The sequence below is a fragment of the Vibrio sp. T3Y01 genome (assembly GCF_013114525.1).
In the GTDB taxonomy this organism is placed as follows: domain Bacteria; phylum Pseudomonadota; class Gammaproteobacteria; order Enterobacterales; family Vibrionaceae; genus Vibrio; species Vibrio chagasii_B.
The window spans coordinates 522,932-539,505 of sequence record NZ_VTXJ01000001.1; the positions used below are offsets into that span (position 1 = coordinate 522,932).

Consider the following 16,574-nt stretch of genomic DNA (forward strand, 5'->3'; position numbering starts at 1 on the left):
GTTACTTATGACCATAGAGATAAAGAACATCACCGAACCTGAAGTAACTTGCGCCAATTGCCAGGCATGCTGTTGTCGTTTAGAGGTTATGATCATCACAGATACCGGTGTCCCAGAAGAGCATATTGCTTACGATGAGTGGGGCGGTGAAACCATGAAACGTCTTGATGATGGTTGGTGCTCAGCGGTAGATAGGGAAACACTGATGTGTACCATCTATGAAAACCGACCATGGATCTGCCGTGAGTTCGAAATGGGCTCGTTTGAGTGTGTCGACCAGCGTAAAGAGGTGATGGGTTAGGTTGTGTTGGCAGCCGGTTGATCCATATTATTAATATCAATACACGATTTCTTGAAAGTCAGGGCTTTATATCTCGATTTGATATAGAGCCCTGATTCGTTTTACTGATTTAGTTTTGTGTGAGAACGAGTCGATTTAGAACTTAGAAGGCACTTCAAATTCCATCCATTCCCCGGTGGTTGGGTGAATCAGTTTGAGGTAGCCCGCATGAAGGTGCAGCCGTTCGCGCTTATAGCCATATAGGTCATCACCACGAATCGGTACGCCAAGTCCTTGTGGGTGAGCGCAGTGTACGCGTAGCTGGTGGGTACGGCCTGTTTTAGGATACAAGTGCACCTTGGTTTTGCCGTTATTAGTGCTGACGGCTTGCCAATGCGTATCTGCGTTACGTCCGTGCTCATGACAAACCAGCTGTCTTGGCCTGTCGGTGATATCGCCACGTAAAGGAAGGCTGATGTCACCAGATTCACCCGTTATTTCGCCATCAAGTAGTGCGGTGTAACGCTTTTCGACCGTTCTATCGATGAACTGCTTTTGGATGTGCTTGTTGGACTCGGCTGTTAGCGCCAAGATCAACAAGCCAGATGTCGACATATCCAATCTATGGATAATCAAAGGGCCTGTAGCATCTGGGTAGCGCGCTTTTATACGCGTATACACTGAGTCTTCGATGAACTTACCAGGAACAGACAAGAACTCTTCAGGCTTGTTCACGACCACTATTTCTTCATCTTCATAAACAATATCAAACGACTTACCTACCGCAGGGTTTACGATAAGCGGATTATCCTCTAGATCAATGCCGTTTAGCTGGTGTTCAAGGATCTCAAAGCTTTTGCTCTGGCAAACTGGGTAGAGGTTCCCGTGTTGTCGAATGACATCTGTTGGCGGTAATCCCCACCAAAACTCAGCTAAAGCCAACGGTCTAAAGCCGTATTCAAAGGCAAAATTAAGCAGCTTTGGCAGGCAGCAGTCGCCAGAGCCTTCAAGCGCGTCTTTACCATCCAACAATTCAACTAGGCTCTTTGATTCTGCCGTTTGGTTGATAAAACGATAGTGAGACAAGCGCTGTGTTTCTAACTCTGCAGAAATGGCCTGGTAGTTGTTCTTACGGCTTTTAAGCTCGCTTTCGATAGCGTCTACTTGTGATTGTTTTTCAGCGATCTTCTGCTTCCACTCGATCCGAAGTGCTTTTAGGTCGCGCTTCTCTTGGCTGCTTTGATTTCCTAACTGCTTAAGTAGGTTGGCCGCAGATTCTGGGTTTCCTAGATCTTTCTCTTGAGCTGCTTGCTCTCTAAGCTCATTACGCTGTGCTTTGTTGGCGGCCATGGTGAGCTGAAAGGCTTCTATTGCTTTGTTTGCGTCGTTTTTAAGCCCGCTTAGCGTTGAAGTCAGTTCATTTAGGTTATGAGTTTGCTCTAGGTTCGTAATGTCGTTAGCTAATGTCGCTTGTAGGATTAAGCCTTGCGTGTTTAGGGCCTGAAACTTCTGCTTATCAAAAGCAGAAGGAACAAAGGCGGTACTCGACAACAGAGGCTCCAAAGACGAATCTAGCTGCAAACCTGAGAACGCAGAAAGGAAGCCCAATTCTTGAGTTTGAGGGTGTTGAACCAGAAGAACGGCATAGAGGTTACCTTGTGATGTTTCATTCACACCACAGTCAAGCAGTGACTGTTGAAGCTGCTGCATCGCTATTTCACACAGTGGATGCGGAGTATAGTAATACGGGAATGTAAAACGCTCTGGCAGCGATAAGGTTTGATTCGCTGTTTGGTTTAACGTGTGCAGTGGTGTGTATTGAGCAAGGTTCGCTGACATGAAGATCAAACTCTATGGGGATTCAGTTTAGAGCTCGATATTGTTGTCGAAATGAAGGTAAATGAGAAGCCAAAGCGAAAGATAAATCGGCTTTGGCTTCATTTAGACAGTCATTTTCATGCTATGGAAGCATTGAATAGACAAAATCTCGATTAATTGGAGTGTTCTAACTCGAGTTGCTCCGCCTTTTGGTAAGCAGGGTGGCTCGCCAAAAGTTCGCCGTATTTAGCAATGTTAGGGTAAAGCGCAGTTGCACCAAAGTTACCGACGATTTCTACGATGAATGACATCATGAAATCGGCACCAGTGAGTGTTTCGCCTACAAGATAGGTCTTGCCTTCAAGTGCTTCGTTAACGAAGGTTAGGATCTTTTGATTTTCGTCATCAGCATAACCACCGAGGAAGTTTGTCTCGGCGCCATCTTTCATTACGAAGATCTTAAGCAACATTGGTAAAATGCCCGAACTTTCAGCAAAGTGTAGCCACTGAGAATACTCAACGTATTCAGCTGTGCCACGTGCTGGTGCAAATTTACCTTCGCCAAACTTATCGATGAGATACTCAGTGATCGCGCCAGATTCACTGATCACGACGCCATCGTCTTCAATGACTGGAGATTTACCAAGAGGGTGAACAGACTTCAGTTCAGGTGGTGCTAAAAACGTGACACTGTCTCGTTGGTAAGGTTTGATTTGATAGTCGACACCAAGCTCTTCCAGTAGCCAGATGATGCGCTTAGAACGCGACTTATTCAGGTGATGTAAAGTAATCATAATTCTGCTTATTCTATCCTTGAGCTATTTTGGTTCGTTAGTTTTGATAACAAGTTTGCCGAAGTTCTGACCTTCTAACAGACCCATGAATGCTTGTGGTGCTTCATCTAGGCCTTCAATTAGGTGCTCGCGGTAGTGCATTTTTCCTTGAGACAACCATTCAGTCATTTGAGTTGCAAACTCGTTGTAACGGTGTGCGTAGTCGTCGAAGATGATGAAGCCTTGCATCTTAATGCGCTTAACTAGAAGAGTACCCATTAGGCTAGACATGCGATCTGGGCCTTCAGGGAGAGACGTTGCATTGTATTGTGAGATAAGGCCACAAACAGGAATGCGAGCACCTGTATTAAGTAAAGGCATTACTGCATCGAATACCTTACCGCCAACATTTTCAAAGTAAACGTCGATGCCATTTTCACACGCTTTCGCCAATTGCTCTGCGAAGTCATCTGCCTTGTGGTCGATACATTCATCGAAACCAAGAACCTCTTTCGCGTACTGGCACTTTTCTTGACCGCCAGCCACGCCAATGACACGACAGCCTTTTAGTTTACCGATTTGTCCTACGGTAGCGCCAACTGGACCAGTTGCAGCCGCTACCACTAACGTGTCGCCTTCTTTCGGTTGGCCGATATCCAGTAAACCCATGTAAGCGGTAAAGCCTGGCATGCCCATGATGCCCAATGCGTAAGAAGGATGAGTCGGCGCTTTTCCTAGCTTGATAAGACCTTCACCGTTCGACACGCCATAATCTTGCCAACCTGTGTAAGCCAATACCCATTCGCCAACTTCATAATTGCTGTTGTTTGATGCTTCGACCTGACACACAGTTGCACCAACCATCACCTCATCAATAGCAACTGGATCGGCGTAAGATTTTGCATCACTCATACGGCCACGCATGTAAGGGTCGAGAGATAGGTAAACCGAGCGTAGTAACATTTCACCATCATTGATTTTTGGTGCGGCAACGGTTTCTAAGCGGAAGTTATCTTGAGTTGGTGCGCCGACAGGGCGAGAAGCCAATACGATGCGACGATTGTCTTGTTGAGTCATTGGATGTCCTTAATTTTATATTGTGTTTATTTAGAATTAGACCAGTCGTCTAGTTTTGTTTCCTAAAAATCCCGCCGTCATCAAATTGATAAGAGGGCGGGTGATTTCTTTTGAGCTAAAAAAGTCAATGCCAATAAAACGCAGTGCGCGTTAATGGCTTTCACCTTTTAAAATTTGTTCGGTAAGGCGTAATGCCGATTCTAAGCTATGTGAACTTTGGCTTAACTTGCTTAATAAACTAGCGCCTAGCCACATTGAGTATAGGTTCTGGGCCGCTTCTTGACTGTTTTCTACCGAGATAGAGCCATCTTCAATACCGCCAACAATACATTGTTGAATGGTTATTGTGACTTTCTCAGCACCTTTTAGCAGAGCCTGGCGCATAGGATCAGAAAGGTCAGAAACTTCAGCGCTGAGCTTAACCACTAAACACTTGTGTGCGTTACAGGTGCCATCTTCAGTTTTCGCCCATAGTGAAAAGTAACCCAGAATTCGTTGATAATGGTTGCCTTCACCGTGCACTAAAATGGATTCAATCTTAGTGATGTAGTTTTCAAAATAGTGCTGAATTAACGCCTCACCAAATTGCTCTTTCGATTTAAAGTAGTGGTAAAACGATCCTTTCGGTACTTCCGCTTCTTTAAGCAATTGTGATAAGCCAACGCCATTGAAGCCGTTGTTCACTATTAATTGATAGCCAACATTCAAAATATGCAGGCGCGTGTCATTTGTTTTCTCGTTCATGGTCGATACTATAATTTAAATTAGACCAGTCGTCTAGTGGCTGTGTTTTTACTTGATTATTCGTGTCAACTGGATGGTCGCCAGTGATAAGGCGATTTAAAGTAATGACTTACGAATAAAAAGCCCCGGCATGTTCTGCATGTCGGGGCTTAACGTAATGCTCACTTTCAAGCGAGTAGATTACTGGATAGAGATTAACTCAACGTCAAAAATCAGTGTTGCTGATGGTGGGATAGGACCTGTACCACCTTTGCCGTAACCTAGCGTGCTTGGAATGAATAGGCGAACCTTTTGGCCTTCTACCATGTAAGTCAAACCTTCTTGCCAGCCTTTGATTACTTGCTTAAGAGCGAATGAGATTGGCTCGCCACGTTCTACAGAGCTATCGAAAACCGTACCGTCAATCAGAGTACCGTGGTAGTGAACCGTTACTTTGCTGTTTTTAGTTGGGTGCTCTGTACCTGAACCTTCTTCAAGAACTAGGTATTGAAGACCGCTTTCAGTCGTGATCACACCTTCTTTTTTTCCGTTCTCTAGCAGGAACTGTTGACCTTGTTCGAAGTTTTCTGCACCAGACTTATGATTTGTCCAAGTACGGTAAATCATGAAACCCGCCAAAAGAAAGACGATGACCGGGATGACAAATTTAGACATAGTAAAACCTATTGTATTTATTGCTTAGTTTATTGATGAGCTGACTAAAGCCGCGCTTATGGTTGAGTCAAAAGGTAGTTGATCGTTTTTGCGATGCCAGCAACGTCTTGGTGCCCAGCTGTCAGTACTTGGTATTTGCCGTTAACGATAAACGTTGGTACTGAGTTGATCTGACCTTTTACTGAAACTTCTTCTGCTTTTTTAACATAGTCAAAAAGCGTTACCTGTTGTTCTTTGTTCAATTGGTACGGGCTAACCAAACCGCGAGAAGTAAAAGCGGTTTCTAGCGCTTGTTGACGTTGCTCTGGTGTTGCGTCTGCACCCATTTGAACAGCGCCGAATAAGTCGTCCATGAAAGCGTGGTCTGGCGTTGCATTAAGCTGCATCACTGCTGTGTAGTAGATCATTGCGCTGATTTGAGCACTTTCATTGAATGTTACGTGCATCTTGCCAATGGTTTGGTCTGTAAGCGACTCAATCTCTGGAATTGCACTTTCCATTTGACGACAGTGACCACAGTTTAGAGAGAAGATTTCAGTGATCGGAGACAAGTTAAATTCTGTTAGAGCGGTAGGAAGTGCTTCGTATTGAACACCTTTTTGTGGCTCGTCTGTTTCACTACAACCGGCGATAACAAGTACAGCAACAATTGCAGTGATGAATTTAGTAAATGGTTTAAACATGATGTTTACTCTAGCGTTAAGAAGTCGTGAGATTCTAACTATTTAGTCGGAATTGGAAAACAATTATAAGGTAAATAAATGCAAACAGTTCGAACTAGCGAGCGAAGACAGGCTAGTTGACGGTTAACTGTGATCAAAAGCACTTTTTTAAGATGTGTTCTCATTTTGTCTAAAGTTTTTTTCTCGATGCCGATATAGACATTAGTAAATGATTTATCTGCATGAGTGGTTGGTGAAGTAATGAGATATTTAGCGATAATGTTAAGCATAGCTTTGGCTGGGTGTGAGACAACATTACCAACCGGTATGCTAGGTGATAACCTGTTAGAGACGGCACCGCAAACCGACTATGACCTGATGCACCCAGAGTGGGGTGTGGTTCAAACTACAGGTACAGCGAGCAACCGCGGTTACTCAATGCAGAGCCATTCTTATCAAAAAACCATAACTACTAACTATGGTCGTGGTGTGTCGACGAATGATCCGCTAGAAGTGTTTTTAAGACAAAACCGTATCGATTTTGAAGTACTGCCGGGTAACCACGTGATGGTTAAGCTTGAGCAACACGTGAACTTTAAGACAGGGTCAGCCTTCCCAGAGCCGGCTTATAACCAATGGTTGGACACACTTGGTAGTTACCTTTCTCAGCGCCAAGACATCGATATCGTGATTGAAGGTCATACTGATAATACAGGCACAGATCGTATTAATGATCCTTTGTCAGAGCAGCGTGCAAAAGAGGTGAAAGCTCGCTTAGAGAGCAACTATGTATCGAGTCGTTCTATTTACACTCGCGGCTTTGGTGAGTATGTTCCAGCATGTACCAACGCTTCACCGCAAGGTAAGGCGTGTAACCGCCGCGTGGAACTGATGCTTATCGTCGCCAAATAACCTTTAGCGTTTTTGTTCCCAAGTGAAGAATACGCAAATAACAGACATAAAAAATCCCTCACATTTGAGGGATTTTTTGTATCTGACTTTCGCTTAGCTTTTCAGCTTATGCAAACTGCTTTTCTAAGTAAGCAACGATGTCTGAAGACTCGTACATCCACTCAGTTTTTCCGTCTTTTTCAATACGTAGGCAAGGTACTTTCACACGACCGCCGCCCGCTTCAAGCTCTGCACGGTGCTGTTCGTTATTTTTAGCATCACGAAGTTCAAACTGAACCGATTGACGTTTCATCGCGCGGCGCACTTTTACACAAAATGGGCACGCTTCGAATTGGTATAACGTGTGCGTTTTTGCTTGCTCATTCACTTGGCTTTGTTCTTCTTGAGAACGCTTCACGCCACGAGGGGTAAAAACAAAATTTAATAGCAAAATCACACGACCTAAGAACCAACGGATAAACTTCATAACTCTCTCTACATATTTAAAATTAGCGTTACAATTTGCAGCATTATATACACAAGTTTTGTCAGATGCTCGCAACAAACCGCTAATATCTATTTTGTCCGTTCAATCGTGTGAGACTTAGCCACATTTAACCCTAAACGCTTAGACAGTCGAGTCAGGTTTGCTCGGTCTGTTTTCAGAACTCGCCCAGCTTGTGCCCAGTTAAAGTTGGCATCTTCCAACACCTCAGTGATGATACTGCGTTGAAAATCGTCCGTTGCGCCACGTAGCCCTGCAGAAAGGTCGATCGTTGGTGTCGATAACGGTGTGTTCTTCACCTGGGTCGTCGCAATAGGCTGATCTTGGTCGAGTGGACCACAATCTTCTTTAGTAATTGTCACTAGGTTTTTATTGGTGCTACGTGCTAATGCTTTTAATGCTGAGCGACTGATCACGTGCTCAAGTTCACGCACGTTACCCGGCCAACCATAACGGTTTAGGAAAGAAAGGACGTCAGAGCGGAATTTCACTTGGTTGATACCCAACTTACGACGCGCTTGTTCCAGGAAGAAGCCCGCTAGCAAGCTGATGTCGTCACCACGATCTTTCAATGCAGGAACCGCAATAGGGTATACACTTAATCGGTGGTACAAGTCAGCTCTGAATCGACCGTCTTCCACTTCTTGCTTTAAATCTCTATTAGTGGCCGCCAATACGCGTACATCTATGGTTTGGATATTGTCTTGACCTACAGGCTGAATTTCATTGTTTTGCAGGGCACGCAGTAATTTACTTTGCGCGGCTAACGGCAGTTCACCAATTTCATCAAGGAATAGGGTGCCGCCATCGGCTAACGCAAACTTACCTAAACGGCTTTTGTCTGCACCTGTAAATGCGCCACGTACATGACCAAACAATTCACTTTCAACTAGGTTTTCAGGAATCGCAGCACAGTTTACGTAAACTAATGGATTACGCTTACGTTGCGATTGATGGTGCAGAGTGCGAGCGACCAGTTCTTTACCTACACCTGTGTCACCGTGAATCAGAATATTGAATTCTGAAGGTGCTACTACAGCGATGTCGTTTTTAAGTGCAACCATGGTGTCACTGTTACCGATCAACTCACCGCCGTCGCGTTCCCAAGCTTCAACGTTCAACTCTTCTAACAACTGTTTGGATTGTTTTGCTTGATGTTCAAGCTGAGAAAAGGTCAATGCCATCTGCATGCTTGACGCCGCAATGGCTGCTAATACTTCAAGGTTACGTGCTGGAATGTTAGCGAAGACGTCTGGTTTTAGGCTGTCTAGTGTCAGAACGCCCAGTAGTTTATCGCCAAATAGTAAAGGCAGTCCCATACAAGCGTGCATCGGAAGGTCGCCATCATGGTCGATCAGTAGACCATCAAAAGGGTCAGGCAGTGAACTGTCAGAATCGAAACGAACAGGAGAGCGAGATGCACATATCTCCGCAAAGCGTGGGTGCTCTGAAATGATGAACCGACGACCGAACGTGTCGCGACTGAGGCCCTGCATTGCAACGGGGACTAGCGTGTCACCTTGAAGGCTTAATAGCGCGACACAATCACACGTGATGGTTTTACGAATGGCATCGATCAGGCGGTTAAAACGATCTTGATCGTTCACACCACTTGCGAGGCCAATGGTCATTTCCATGAGGGTAGATGCGGAGATATCTTGCATAAAAAACTCTAACTGTGTGTTTATATACACTATAGAGTCTTATTGACTTAAAAAAAAGGTCTTTTTGACATTTTTATAAAGGCGGTTTTTAGAATAAAGCGAGTGGTGGCGAGGCTTGAAAAAGTTGGCACTGATTGTGCTAAACAGACAGTGAAGCCCAATTATAGCGCTGATTAAACAGACTATTCTTGATCTCAATCAATCAGGTGGCATTAATCAGGTTTCGCGATTTTTTGAAATGAAAACGAGTCAAAATAACTCAGTTTCTAAGAATAACTAAGCTTTCAGAAAATCGATAAGTCATTCTTAATTTTTAAGTAGTCAAAATGACATAATAGGTCATAAGGCTCAGTGTTCGGAGTAAATTCATGCTTAACAATGCACATATCGAAATCATCAAATCTACTATTCCTCTACTTGAGAGCGCAGGCCCAGCTTTAACTCAGCACTTTTATCAACGTATGTTCACGCATAACCCTGAGTTAAAAGATATCTTCAATATGACTCACCAAAGAACAGGTCGCCAAGGCGTAGCACTGTTTGAAGCTATCGCGGCATATGCAAAGAACATTGAAAACCTAGCAGCGTTAACAACAGCGGTTGAACGCATTGCTCACAAACATACAAGTTTTAACATTCAACCAGAGCATTACCAAATCGTTGGTTTACACCTGATTGAAACATTGCGCGAGTTGGCAACAGACGCGTTCACACCTGAAGTAGAAGAGGCGTGGACAGCGGCGTACCTTTTCTTGGCTCAAGTATTCATCGATCGTGAAGCTGAGCTTTACCTACAACGCAAACAAGCTGTTGGCGGCTGGGAAGCGGCACGTACATTCGTGATTGCAGACAAGATTGAAGAGTCAGCACTAGTAACAAGCTTTATTCTACAACCAAAAGATGGCGGTGACGTTCTAGACTACACGCCTGGTCAATACATCGGTATCGAAGTTAAGCCAGAAGGCGCGCAATACAGTGAAATTCGCCAATACTCACTATCAGACAAGCCGAACGGTAAGCAATACCGCATCTCTGTGAAGCGTGAAGGCCATGGCCAAGAAACACAGGGCGTGGTTTCTAACCACCTACACGACACGGTTGCTATCGGTGATGAAGTAAGCCTTTATGCTCCAGCGGGTGACTTCATTTATCAAGAGCGCAGTAAGCCAGTAACGCTTATCTCTGCAGGTGTTGGTGTAACGCCAATGCAGTCTATGCTTGAGTTCCTGAATACTGAAGAGAAAAATGAGCCAGTACTTTACCTACACGCTTGTGAAAATGAAGGCCAACACTCATTCACTAAACGTGTGAAAGATATCGTTGCCGATAAAGGTTGGGAAGCAAAAACCTGGTACATGAACAAAGAAGCATCTGCGTGTGAGAATACGCACGAAGGTCAAATGGACTTAGCGTCTATTTCTGACACGAAAGGTTTTGAAGAGAGCGACTTCTACATTTGTGGTCCGGTTGGCTTTATGAAGAACATCGTAGAGCAACTAGACGCGCTAAACGTTTGTCGTTCACGAGTTCACTATGAAGTATTTGGCCCTCACGCGAACTTCTAAGAACCACGCTAACTTTTAAGAACTCTAGGGAGTTGTGTTAACACTCGCCTGATCTATTAAAAACCTTGCCTATTCAAAAGGCCTCACAGTGTGAGGCCTTTTTTGTTGTGTGTAGAACCGCGGATTCAGCGAGTTAGAAAGTGTTTTTGAGTTGATTAAGAACGTTTCACTTTCTTAGACATGTAATCGGGGTCAAAAAGCTCGGGCCAGTACATTTTCACGTAACCGCCTGCGACCCAAATCACTAAGATAGTTGCGATGGTGAGCTCGAAGAAGCCAAACTTGTGTAGCCAGTACCATTGTGGGTATTCTGCACCGAAAAATGTAGTTAAACGATGCATGGCGATGGCACTGATAACAGAAGGGAAGGTGACAGCCGCTATTGAAGGTTGAAACTTCAAGCGCATTAAGCGGATGTAACATAGGTAAATCAACAATGTCATGGTGATGGCGATACCTGACAATGCGCCTGTGAGAATAGGATCTGGATTGTTAAAGTTGACCAAGTACGCGGCTAAAGACAAGTTTACCGGAGCGGCCATGATTGCCAGTGTTGGCCTTGCTCTGCGTGGAAGGTTCCCTTCAAACACCAAGCGATATAGCACCACAGGGAGCATGAAGAAATAGATACCAATACAGGTTGCTGCAAGCGTTTCTGAAAATACGGTGTGGCCAAACTGTGTGCCTGCCAATGAACTACTGATCAAGCCTACTGGATATAGGAACCAACTTGGAACAATGTTCGACATTTTGAAGTTGATGATCTGGAAACTGAAGAACAACACCATCATAGTAAAATGCAGCAATAGAGCACAGAACCATATTGGGTAGGCGATTATGGTGGAGATCTCGGCTAAATAGTCGCACAGGATCAACAATGCCATGCTCATTGGTGCCATTAGGCTTCCACTAAGCGGGTGACGAATATCATTGATGAAGGTATTAAAGCTGGTGAGATAACGAAGTAAAACTGGCAGTAATAATAGCGCGCCGAATGCGGCGAGATAAGGACGAATGATCTCACCAACCCCCGGGAGATACAGTGCCCACGCCTGTCCTAGCCCAATAACACCAAGTGCTAAAGACGCCTGTGATGGCGGCACATTTTTTACTTGGGTTAATCTTCTCCAGTTCAACGACTTGCTCCAACTTAGTTATTTATCAAACATTAGAATTTTTGCTCTAGTTAGAGCGTGCAGTTGTGCCTTCAATAGATGTTGAGGGCGCTCAACTAATTTTGAGTGGATGATACCAAGTTTAACGTTTGCTTTTTTGATTTTGATGCGAAATCGGGACATTAAGCACGTTGAATGTGTGCTTTTGTTTCATGAGTTATTTGTTATTAACGAACTTCCTCTTGTTGAGGGAGATCTTGTTGTCTCAATTTCTCGTTTTTTAGTGTGCGGTTGAGGAGTTGGCTGTAAATCGGCTGACCACCTAACATTTGGGCAATGATTACGGCACCAAGACAAGTGATGATCAACGGTAAGATCAGGTAGTAATTATTGGTCATTTCGATAACCAGTAATATCCCTGTAATCGGTGCACGTACAGTAGCTGCGAACAGTGCGCCCATACCTGCAATCGCAAACATGCCCGGTTCTATATTCAGCTCAGGAAAGAGTGCTGCCGCGATAAGCCCGAATGCGTAACCAAAGAGCGTGCCCAGTGCTAGCATCGGCGCAAAGATACCGCCCGGTGCGCCAGAGCCGAAACAGAGTAACGTGGTTAGTACGCGCCCTAAAAAGATAAGCAGTAATATATTGGTACTGTAATTGCCGTTGGTGACATTTGGGATAATGCCAATACCACCACCAGTCAACTCTGGAATATAGAGAAGCAATAGGCCAAAGCACCCGCCAAGCAAAGTACCTGTAATCAAGTAACGTTTACGGTCGTTCTTATGTATTGCGACAAACATGTCTTGTGAAAGGGTGATAAGTTTATTGAATATCACCCCAAACATACCGAACAGTACGCCCAATAATAAGAATAACCAAAGCGCACTCAGATCCGGTTGTTGATACTGAGGCATGGTAATAACAGCCGACTGCCCATTGATAGAGCGAAATACAATGTTGGCTGAAACGGCAGAAATGATGACGGCTTTGATAGAAATAAGCGAGTAGCGAAACTGCGGTCTCATCTCTTCGACAACGAACATAATCCCAGCTAGCGGTGCGTTGAATGCAGCAGCTAAACCGCCAGCCGCACCCGAAGCTAGTAAAGAGTGGCGGCTGTCATCATCTTTTACTCGGAAGATGTCAGTGACCATACGACCAATGCTACCGCCCATTTGCACGGTTGGCCCTTCACGACCTAACACCATACCTGAACCGAGAGCGCCCATACCGCCAAAGAACTTCACGGGCAATACTCGCCACCAACGAACCGGACGCATCCCGTCCATTGCGCCTTCAATCTCAGGAATACCAGATCCTGCGGCTTCAGGAGCAAAGCGATGAACGAGGAAATAGCCAATAAAGGCGAATGCAGCACTGATAAGAAAGGCAGCTAGCCAAAGTGGTAAATAGCTTCCAATCTCGTCTTTTAGCCAATCGGTACGTGTTTCTGTGATGAAATGAACCGCAACTTCGAAATAGGTACCAACGACACCGGCAAGGACACCAACAATGCACGAAAGGATGAGAACTGAAACGGGAGCTTTGTCTCTAGAAAGAAATTGGTTAATAGCACCCCTTGGCATTTTTGCTAAAAGGGATTGCTTAAATTTCTCTCTATTGGTCATTGAAGGTTGGTTCCTGAGTTGATGCGGTGGGACTGTCGTAAATTATACGCCTCCCTTGCTTATCCTATAGCAGCAAAGATGCAAAGTTGAATTTCATTTATGAAAGTAGTGTATTACATAAATAAGATCTATGGACAATATAGTGGAATCACCGTCACAATTTTGATCGTTTCTCGGGTGGTAACTTGAATTACCGCAAAAATGAACCATAGTTAAATCGTAAAGCAACATAACGAACCGCAAGGAGAAGTGAGGTTTTACACACAATTTGGATGGATTCAGAAACAAAGTTTTTAGTTCCTCGTTAAATGTTCAGGTCGATATTTAAGGCTTCCTGATTCGCGAACTCACGATTGAGTAACGAGGGTGAGGCGTACTCATGAAGTACGCCTTTAGTTCGTTTGGAGCATCCAAAATCTGCTTTTCTTTATTTTGCTAGCCATCAGCCATCAGCCAACACTCATCTCTCCCTGGATGTTAATTCCTTATTGGTCAATTTTCAGCTTCTCAGCCCGACTCTCCATTTTGCGAACCCACGCTTTGCGATTCAATATGAGTATAAACAAGTGATTGGGGTCAACTTTTCGGTAATTGTGTATATACTCCCTAAAAAAGGAGAACTGATATGACCAAAAAAGTTCCTACAAACATAATTACGGGTTTCTTAGGTGTTGGTAAGACGACAGCGATTTTGAACTTACTTAAAAACAAACCTGAGAATGAAAACTGGGCTGTACTGGTTAATGAGTTCGGTGAGATCGGCATTGATGGTGCATTGATGACAGACCAAGGTGCTTTGATTAAAGAAGTACCGGGTGGTTGCATGTGTTGTACTGCTGGCGTGCCGATGTCGGTGGGCATTAATGCGTTGCTCCGTCAAAAGCCAGACCGTTTACTGATTGAGCCAACAGGTCTAGGGCACCCAAAGCAGGTTATTGCGACCCTGACTTCAGATCAATACACGCCATACGTTGATCTTAAAGCGACGCTAGGTTTGGTTGATCCGCGTAACTTATCCAACGAAAAGTACACCTCTAATCAGAACTTTAATGATCAGTTAGACAGTGCTGATGTGATTCTTGGTACTAAAGTTGACCTTGTTCACTCTGAAGACATCGATGTATTTAACGATTGGGTGACCGATCAAACACCCGCAAAAGTATTCCATAAGCTGATTCACGATGGTGAAGTGCCGTTGGAAGTGCTGGACATCGAACGTGTATACGGAAGTGCTTCAACTCATATTGAATCGCACCATCATGATCACGCTGAACAAGAACCTCAATTCGAACTTCCGCCTGGCGAAGCGTTCATCCGAAAGGAAAACAAAGGGCAGGGTTATTTTAGTTGTGGTTGGCTATTTGGTGCAGAGTATAAATTCGATTTCGATGCGCTATTCTCAATGCTGTCTGATTTGACGGCTGAGCGCGTTAAAGCGGTGGTCAACACTGACCAAGGTTGCTTTGCTTTCAACGTCGCGAATCAAGTTGTTTCAGTCAATGAAATCACACTTGATGGTTTTGAATCACGATTAGAAGTGATCGACTCACAGCTTATGCCTTGGGGCGATCTAGAGCAGATCTTGCTCAAGCTGTGTGGCATCAAATAGGGTTTATTCCCTGTTTGAGCATAATAATCGGGTGTTTGCTTCGCAGTTAGCTAGGTAAACACCAGATTAAGTGAGAAAATTTGCGTTATATCACGATAAATGTGAGATAAATCACTCTAATTACTTTATAGTGCTCGGCTGAAATAAGAATGTAGGCTTTCTGCTTAAGGAACTCGTAACAATGTCATTTTCCTCTCAAGGTTTTGCTCCTGAATTAGTCAAAGCGCTGACTGAGTGTGGTTATGAAAAACTCACTCCAATTCAACAAAAAGCAATTCCAATGGCTCGTAAAGGCCATGATATTTTTGCTACTGCTCAAACCGGTACAGGTAAAACAGCGGCATTCTCATTGCCTGTTATCCAGCATCTACTGAACAGTGGTAAAAAAGCATCTCGAGGAACGGCTCGCGGCCTTATTCTAGCTCCAACTCGTGAGCTAGCAGCGCAGATTGCTCAAAACATTAAAGACTACGTTAAATACACAGAACTAAGCGTTTCTGCGGTTTACGGTGGTAACAAGATGTCTTCACAGGTTCGTCAATTAGAACTGGGTGTTGATATTCTGGTTGCGACGCCAGGCCGTTTAGAAGAGCACTTAGAAGCGGGTAACGTGTCTATTGCTAACCTAGAATTCCTAGTATTTGATGAAGCTGACCGTATCTTAGATATGGGCTTTATCAATGCGGTTCGCAAGATCATGTTGGATGTAGAAACTTCTCCACAAATCATGATGTTCTCTGCGACCACATCAACGCAGTTAAACCAACTGTCGGTTGATATCTTACGTAAGCCAAAACGTATCAGTGTTGAGCGTGAAAACTCAACGGCTGCAACGGTAGGTCACGTAGTTTACCCTGTGGATCAAGAGCGTAAAACAGAGCTACTTTCTGAGCTGATTGGCCGTAAAAACTGGCGCCAAGTGTTGGTGTTTGTGAACTACAAAGAAACCGCAAACGAAGTGGTTAAAGAGCTTAAGTTAGACGGCATTAAAGCTGTACTGTGTCACGGTGATAAAGCGCAAAGTGCTCGTCGTCGTGCTTTAGATGATTTTAAAGAAGGTAAAGCACGTGTGATGGTGGCAACCGATGTTGCGGCTCGTGGTCTTGATATTGAAGACTTACCACACGTGATTAACTACGACATGCCTTTCTTAGCAGAAGATTACGTTCACCGTATTGGCCGAACTGGTCGCGCGGGTAAACAAGGTCATGCTGTCTCTTTCGTTAACCGCGAAGAAGAACTGACAGTTGTTCAAGTTGAGAAACTGATTCAACAACGTATTCGTCGTGTTGAGCAACCAGGTTACGAACCTAAGAAGCGTGATGCTTACATTGAGAAGCTAAACACGAAAGCGGCATACAAAAACCGCCAAGGTCGTAAGAACAACGCGAATGATGCTCCACAAGACCAAGCAAGTGCAGAACGTCGCCTAGCGATGATGAAGCGAATTAAAAACCGTCGTAAGTAAAATTACGGTTGGTAATGAAAAAGAGCCACTGTATTGTGGCTCTTTTTCGTGGTGTCGCTAAATATAAGGTCGCTCCTTACAAAGACAGCTCAACAAGCTAAACAATCAAATAAAA

General features: G+C 44.3%; 15 protein-coding genes. 5 read left to right on the forward strand and 10 right to left on the reverse strand.

The window, feature by feature from the left end; genetic code table 11:
- Nucleotides 1-7 precede the first annotated feature (7 nt).
- The gene (locus F0232_RS02215) at nucleotides 8-301 is read left to right on the forward strand and encodes a YkgJ family cysteine cluster protein (protein ID WP_080566553.1); all 294 of its coding nucleotides are present in this window, start codon (nucleotides 8-10) and stop codon (nucleotides 299-301) included.
- A 135-nt stretch (nucleotides 302-436) separates the two neighbouring features.
- On the opposite strand, the gene F0232_RS02220 is transcribed toward F0232_RS02215, so the two are convergent.
- From F0232_RS02220 to F0232_RS02245, 6 genes are all read right to left on the reverse strand, one after another.
- A complete protein-coding gene (locus F0232_RS02220) occupies nucleotides 437-2,119 on the reverse strand; it encodes a pseudouridine synthase (RefSeq protein ID WP_061030829.1) in 1,683 nt (560 codons plus the stop codon).
- A gap of 152 nt (nucleotides 2,120-2,271) precedes the next feature.
- A complete protein-coding gene (locus F0232_RS02225) occupies nucleotides 2,272-2,892 on the reverse strand; it encodes a glutathione S-transferase family protein (protein WP_061030830.1) in 621 nt (206 codons plus the stop codon).
- A 24-nt stretch (nucleotides 2,893-2,916) separates the two neighbouring features.
- The gene (locus tag F0232_RS02230) at nucleotides 2,917-3,948 is read right to left on the reverse strand and encodes an NADP-dependent oxidoreductase (RefSeq protein ID WP_061030831.1); all 1,032 of its coding nucleotides are present in this window, start codon (nucleotides 3,946-3,948) and stop codon (nucleotides 2,917-2,919) included.
- Nucleotides 3,949-4,098: 150 nt separating this feature from the next.
- Complete coding sequence (locus F0232_RS02235; protein WP_008219345.1) at nucleotides 4,099-4,692, reverse strand: TetR/AcrR family transcriptional regulator; 594 nt, start codon at nucleotides 4,690-4,692, stop codon at nucleotides 4,099-4,101.
- Between the two features lie 180 nt (nucleotides 4,693-4,872).
- Nucleotides 4,873-5,346, reverse strand: coding sequence for an FKBP-type peptidyl-prolyl cis-trans isomerase (locus F0232_RS02240; protein ID WP_061030832.1), 474 nt, complete (start codon nucleotides 5,344-5,346; stop codon nucleotides 4,873-4,875).
- Nucleotides 5,347-5,402: 56 nt separating this feature from the next.
- Nucleotides 5,403-6,029 carry a thioredoxin domain-containing protein gene (locus F0232_RS02245; RefSeq protein WP_061030833.1) on the reverse strand — a complete coding sequence of 209 codons (627 nt, stop codon included), beginning with the start codon at nucleotides 6,027-6,029 and terminating at the stop codon, nucleotides 5,403-5,405.
- Between the two features lie 258 nt (nucleotides 6,030-6,287).
- Here F0232_RS02245 and F0232_RS02250 point away from each other — a divergent pair, with 258 nt between their 5' ends.
- A complete protein-coding gene (locus F0232_RS02250) occupies nucleotides 6,288-6,920 on the forward strand; it encodes an OmpA family protein (protein WP_105058275.1) in 633 nt (210 codons plus the stop codon).
- A 106-nt stretch (nucleotides 6,921-7,026) separates the two neighbouring features.
- Here F0232_RS02250 and F0232_RS02255 read toward each other — a convergent pair whose 3' ends face one another.
- Both F0232_RS02255 and norR read right to left on the reverse strand, forming a co-directional pair.
- Nucleotides 7,027-7,386 carry a glutaredoxin gene (locus tag F0232_RS02255; RefSeq protein WP_008219334.1) on the reverse strand — a complete coding sequence of 120 codons (360 nt, stop codon included), beginning with the start codon at nucleotides 7,384-7,386 and terminating at the stop codon, nucleotides 7,027-7,029.
- An 89-nt stretch (nucleotides 7,387-7,475) separates the two neighbouring features.
- The gene (norR, locus tag F0232_RS02260) at nucleotides 7,476-9,068 is read right to left on the reverse strand and encodes a nitric oxide reductase transcriptional regulator NorR (RefSeq protein WP_105058274.1); all 1,593 of its coding nucleotides are present in this window, start codon (nucleotides 9,066-9,068) and stop codon (nucleotides 7,476-7,478) included.
- Between the two features lie 368 nt (nucleotides 9,069-9,436).
- Here norR and hmpA point away from each other — a divergent pair, with 368 nt between their 5' ends.
- On the forward strand, nucleotides 9,437-10,633 hold the full coding sequence (hmpA, locus tag F0232_RS02265) for an NO-inducible flavohemoprotein (RefSeq protein ID WP_105058273.1): 1,197 nt from the start codon (nucleotides 9,437-9,439) through the stop codon (nucleotides 10,631-10,633).
- A 155-nt stretch (nucleotides 10,634-10,788) separates the two neighbouring features.
- Here the strand turns inward: hmpA and F0232_RS02270 are convergent, their stop codons facing one another.
- Together F0232_RS02270 and clcA are read right to left on the reverse strand one after the other, a co-directional pair.
- Complete coding sequence (locus F0232_RS02270; protein WP_171730738.1) at nucleotides 10,789-11,769, reverse strand: TDT family transporter; 981 nt, start codon at nucleotides 11,767-11,769, stop codon at nucleotides 10,789-10,791.
- 206 nt (nucleotides 11,770-11,975) lie between these two features.
- A complete protein-coding gene (gene clcA / locus F0232_RS02275) occupies nucleotides 11,976-13,382 on the reverse strand; it encodes a H(+)/Cl(-) exchange transporter ClcA (RefSeq protein WP_105058272.1) in 1,407 nt (468 codons plus the stop codon).
- Between the two features lie 625 nt (nucleotides 13,383-14,007).
- Between clcA and F0232_RS02280 the strand changes: the two genes are divergently transcribed.
- On the forward strand, nucleotides 14,008-14,991 hold the full coding sequence (locus F0232_RS02280; RefSeq protein ID WP_061030839.1) for a GTP-binding protein: 984 nt from the start codon (nucleotides 14,008-14,010) through the stop codon (nucleotides 14,989-14,991).
- 181 nt (nucleotides 14,992-15,172) lie between these two features.
- Nucleotides 15,173-16,459 (forward strand): DEAD/DEAH box helicase, encoded by a 1,287-nt coding sequence (locus F0232_RS02285; RefSeq protein WP_004740103.1) that lies wholly within the window; start codon nucleotides 15,173-15,175, stop codon nucleotides 16,457-16,459.
- Nucleotides 16,460-16,574: the final 115 nt, after the last annotated feature.

Bases quoted from the DNA above. Each gene is read 5' to 3' on its own strand.
- F0232_RS02280 (WP_061030839.1), top strand. From the start codon at position 14,008: ATGACCAAAAAAGTTCCTACAAACATAATTACGGGTTTCTTAGGTGTT.
- clcA (WP_105058272.1), bottom strand. From the start codon at position 13,382: ATGACCAATAGAGAGAAATTTAAGCAATCCCTTTTAGCAAAAATGCCA.
- F0232_RS02255 (WP_008219334.1), bottom strand. From the start codon at position 7,386: ATGAAGTTTATCCGTTGGTTCTTAGGTCGTGTGATTTTGCTATTAAAT.
- F0232_RS02285 (WP_004740103.1), top strand. From the start codon at position 15,173: ATGTCATTTTCCTCTCAAGGTTTTGCTCCTGAATTAGTCAAAGCGCTG.
- F0232_RS02230 (WP_061030831.1), bottom strand. From the start codon at position 3,948: ATGACTCAACAAGACAATCGTCGCATCGTATTGGCTTCTCGCCCTGTC.
- F0232_RS02225 (WP_061030830.1), bottom strand. From the start codon at position 2,892: ATGATTACTTTACATCACCTGAATAAGTCGCGTTCTAAGCGCATCATC.
- F0232_RS02215 (WP_080566553.1), top strand. From the start codon at position 8: ATGACCATAGAGATAAAGAACATCACCGAACCTGAAGTAACTTGCGCC.
- F0232_RS02245 (WP_061030833.1), bottom strand. From the start codon at position 6,029: ATGTTTAAACCATTTACTAAATTCATCACTGCAATTGTTGCTGTACTT.
- F0232_RS02240 (WP_061030832.1), bottom strand. From the start codon at position 5,346: ATGTCTAAATTTGTCATCCCGGTCATCGTCTTTCTTTTGGCGGGTTTC.
- F0232_RS02235 (WP_008219345.1), bottom strand. From the start codon at position 4,692: ATGAACGAGAAAACAAATGACACGCGCCTGCATATTTTGAATGTTGGC.
- F0232_RS02220 (WP_061030829.1), bottom strand. From the start codon at position 2,119: ATGTCAGCGAACCTTGCTCAATACACACCACTGCACACGTTAAACCAA.
- norR (WP_105058274.1), bottom strand. From the start codon at position 9,068: ATGCAAGATATCTCCGCATCTACCCTCATGGAAATGACCATTGGCCTC.
- F0232_RS02250 (WP_105058275.1), top strand. From the start codon at position 6,288: ATGTTAAGCATAGCTTTGGCTGGGTGTGAGACAACATTACCAACCGGT.
- hmpA (WP_105058273.1), top strand. From the start codon at position 9,437: ATGCTTAACAATGCACATATCGAAATCATCAAATCTACTATTCCTCTA.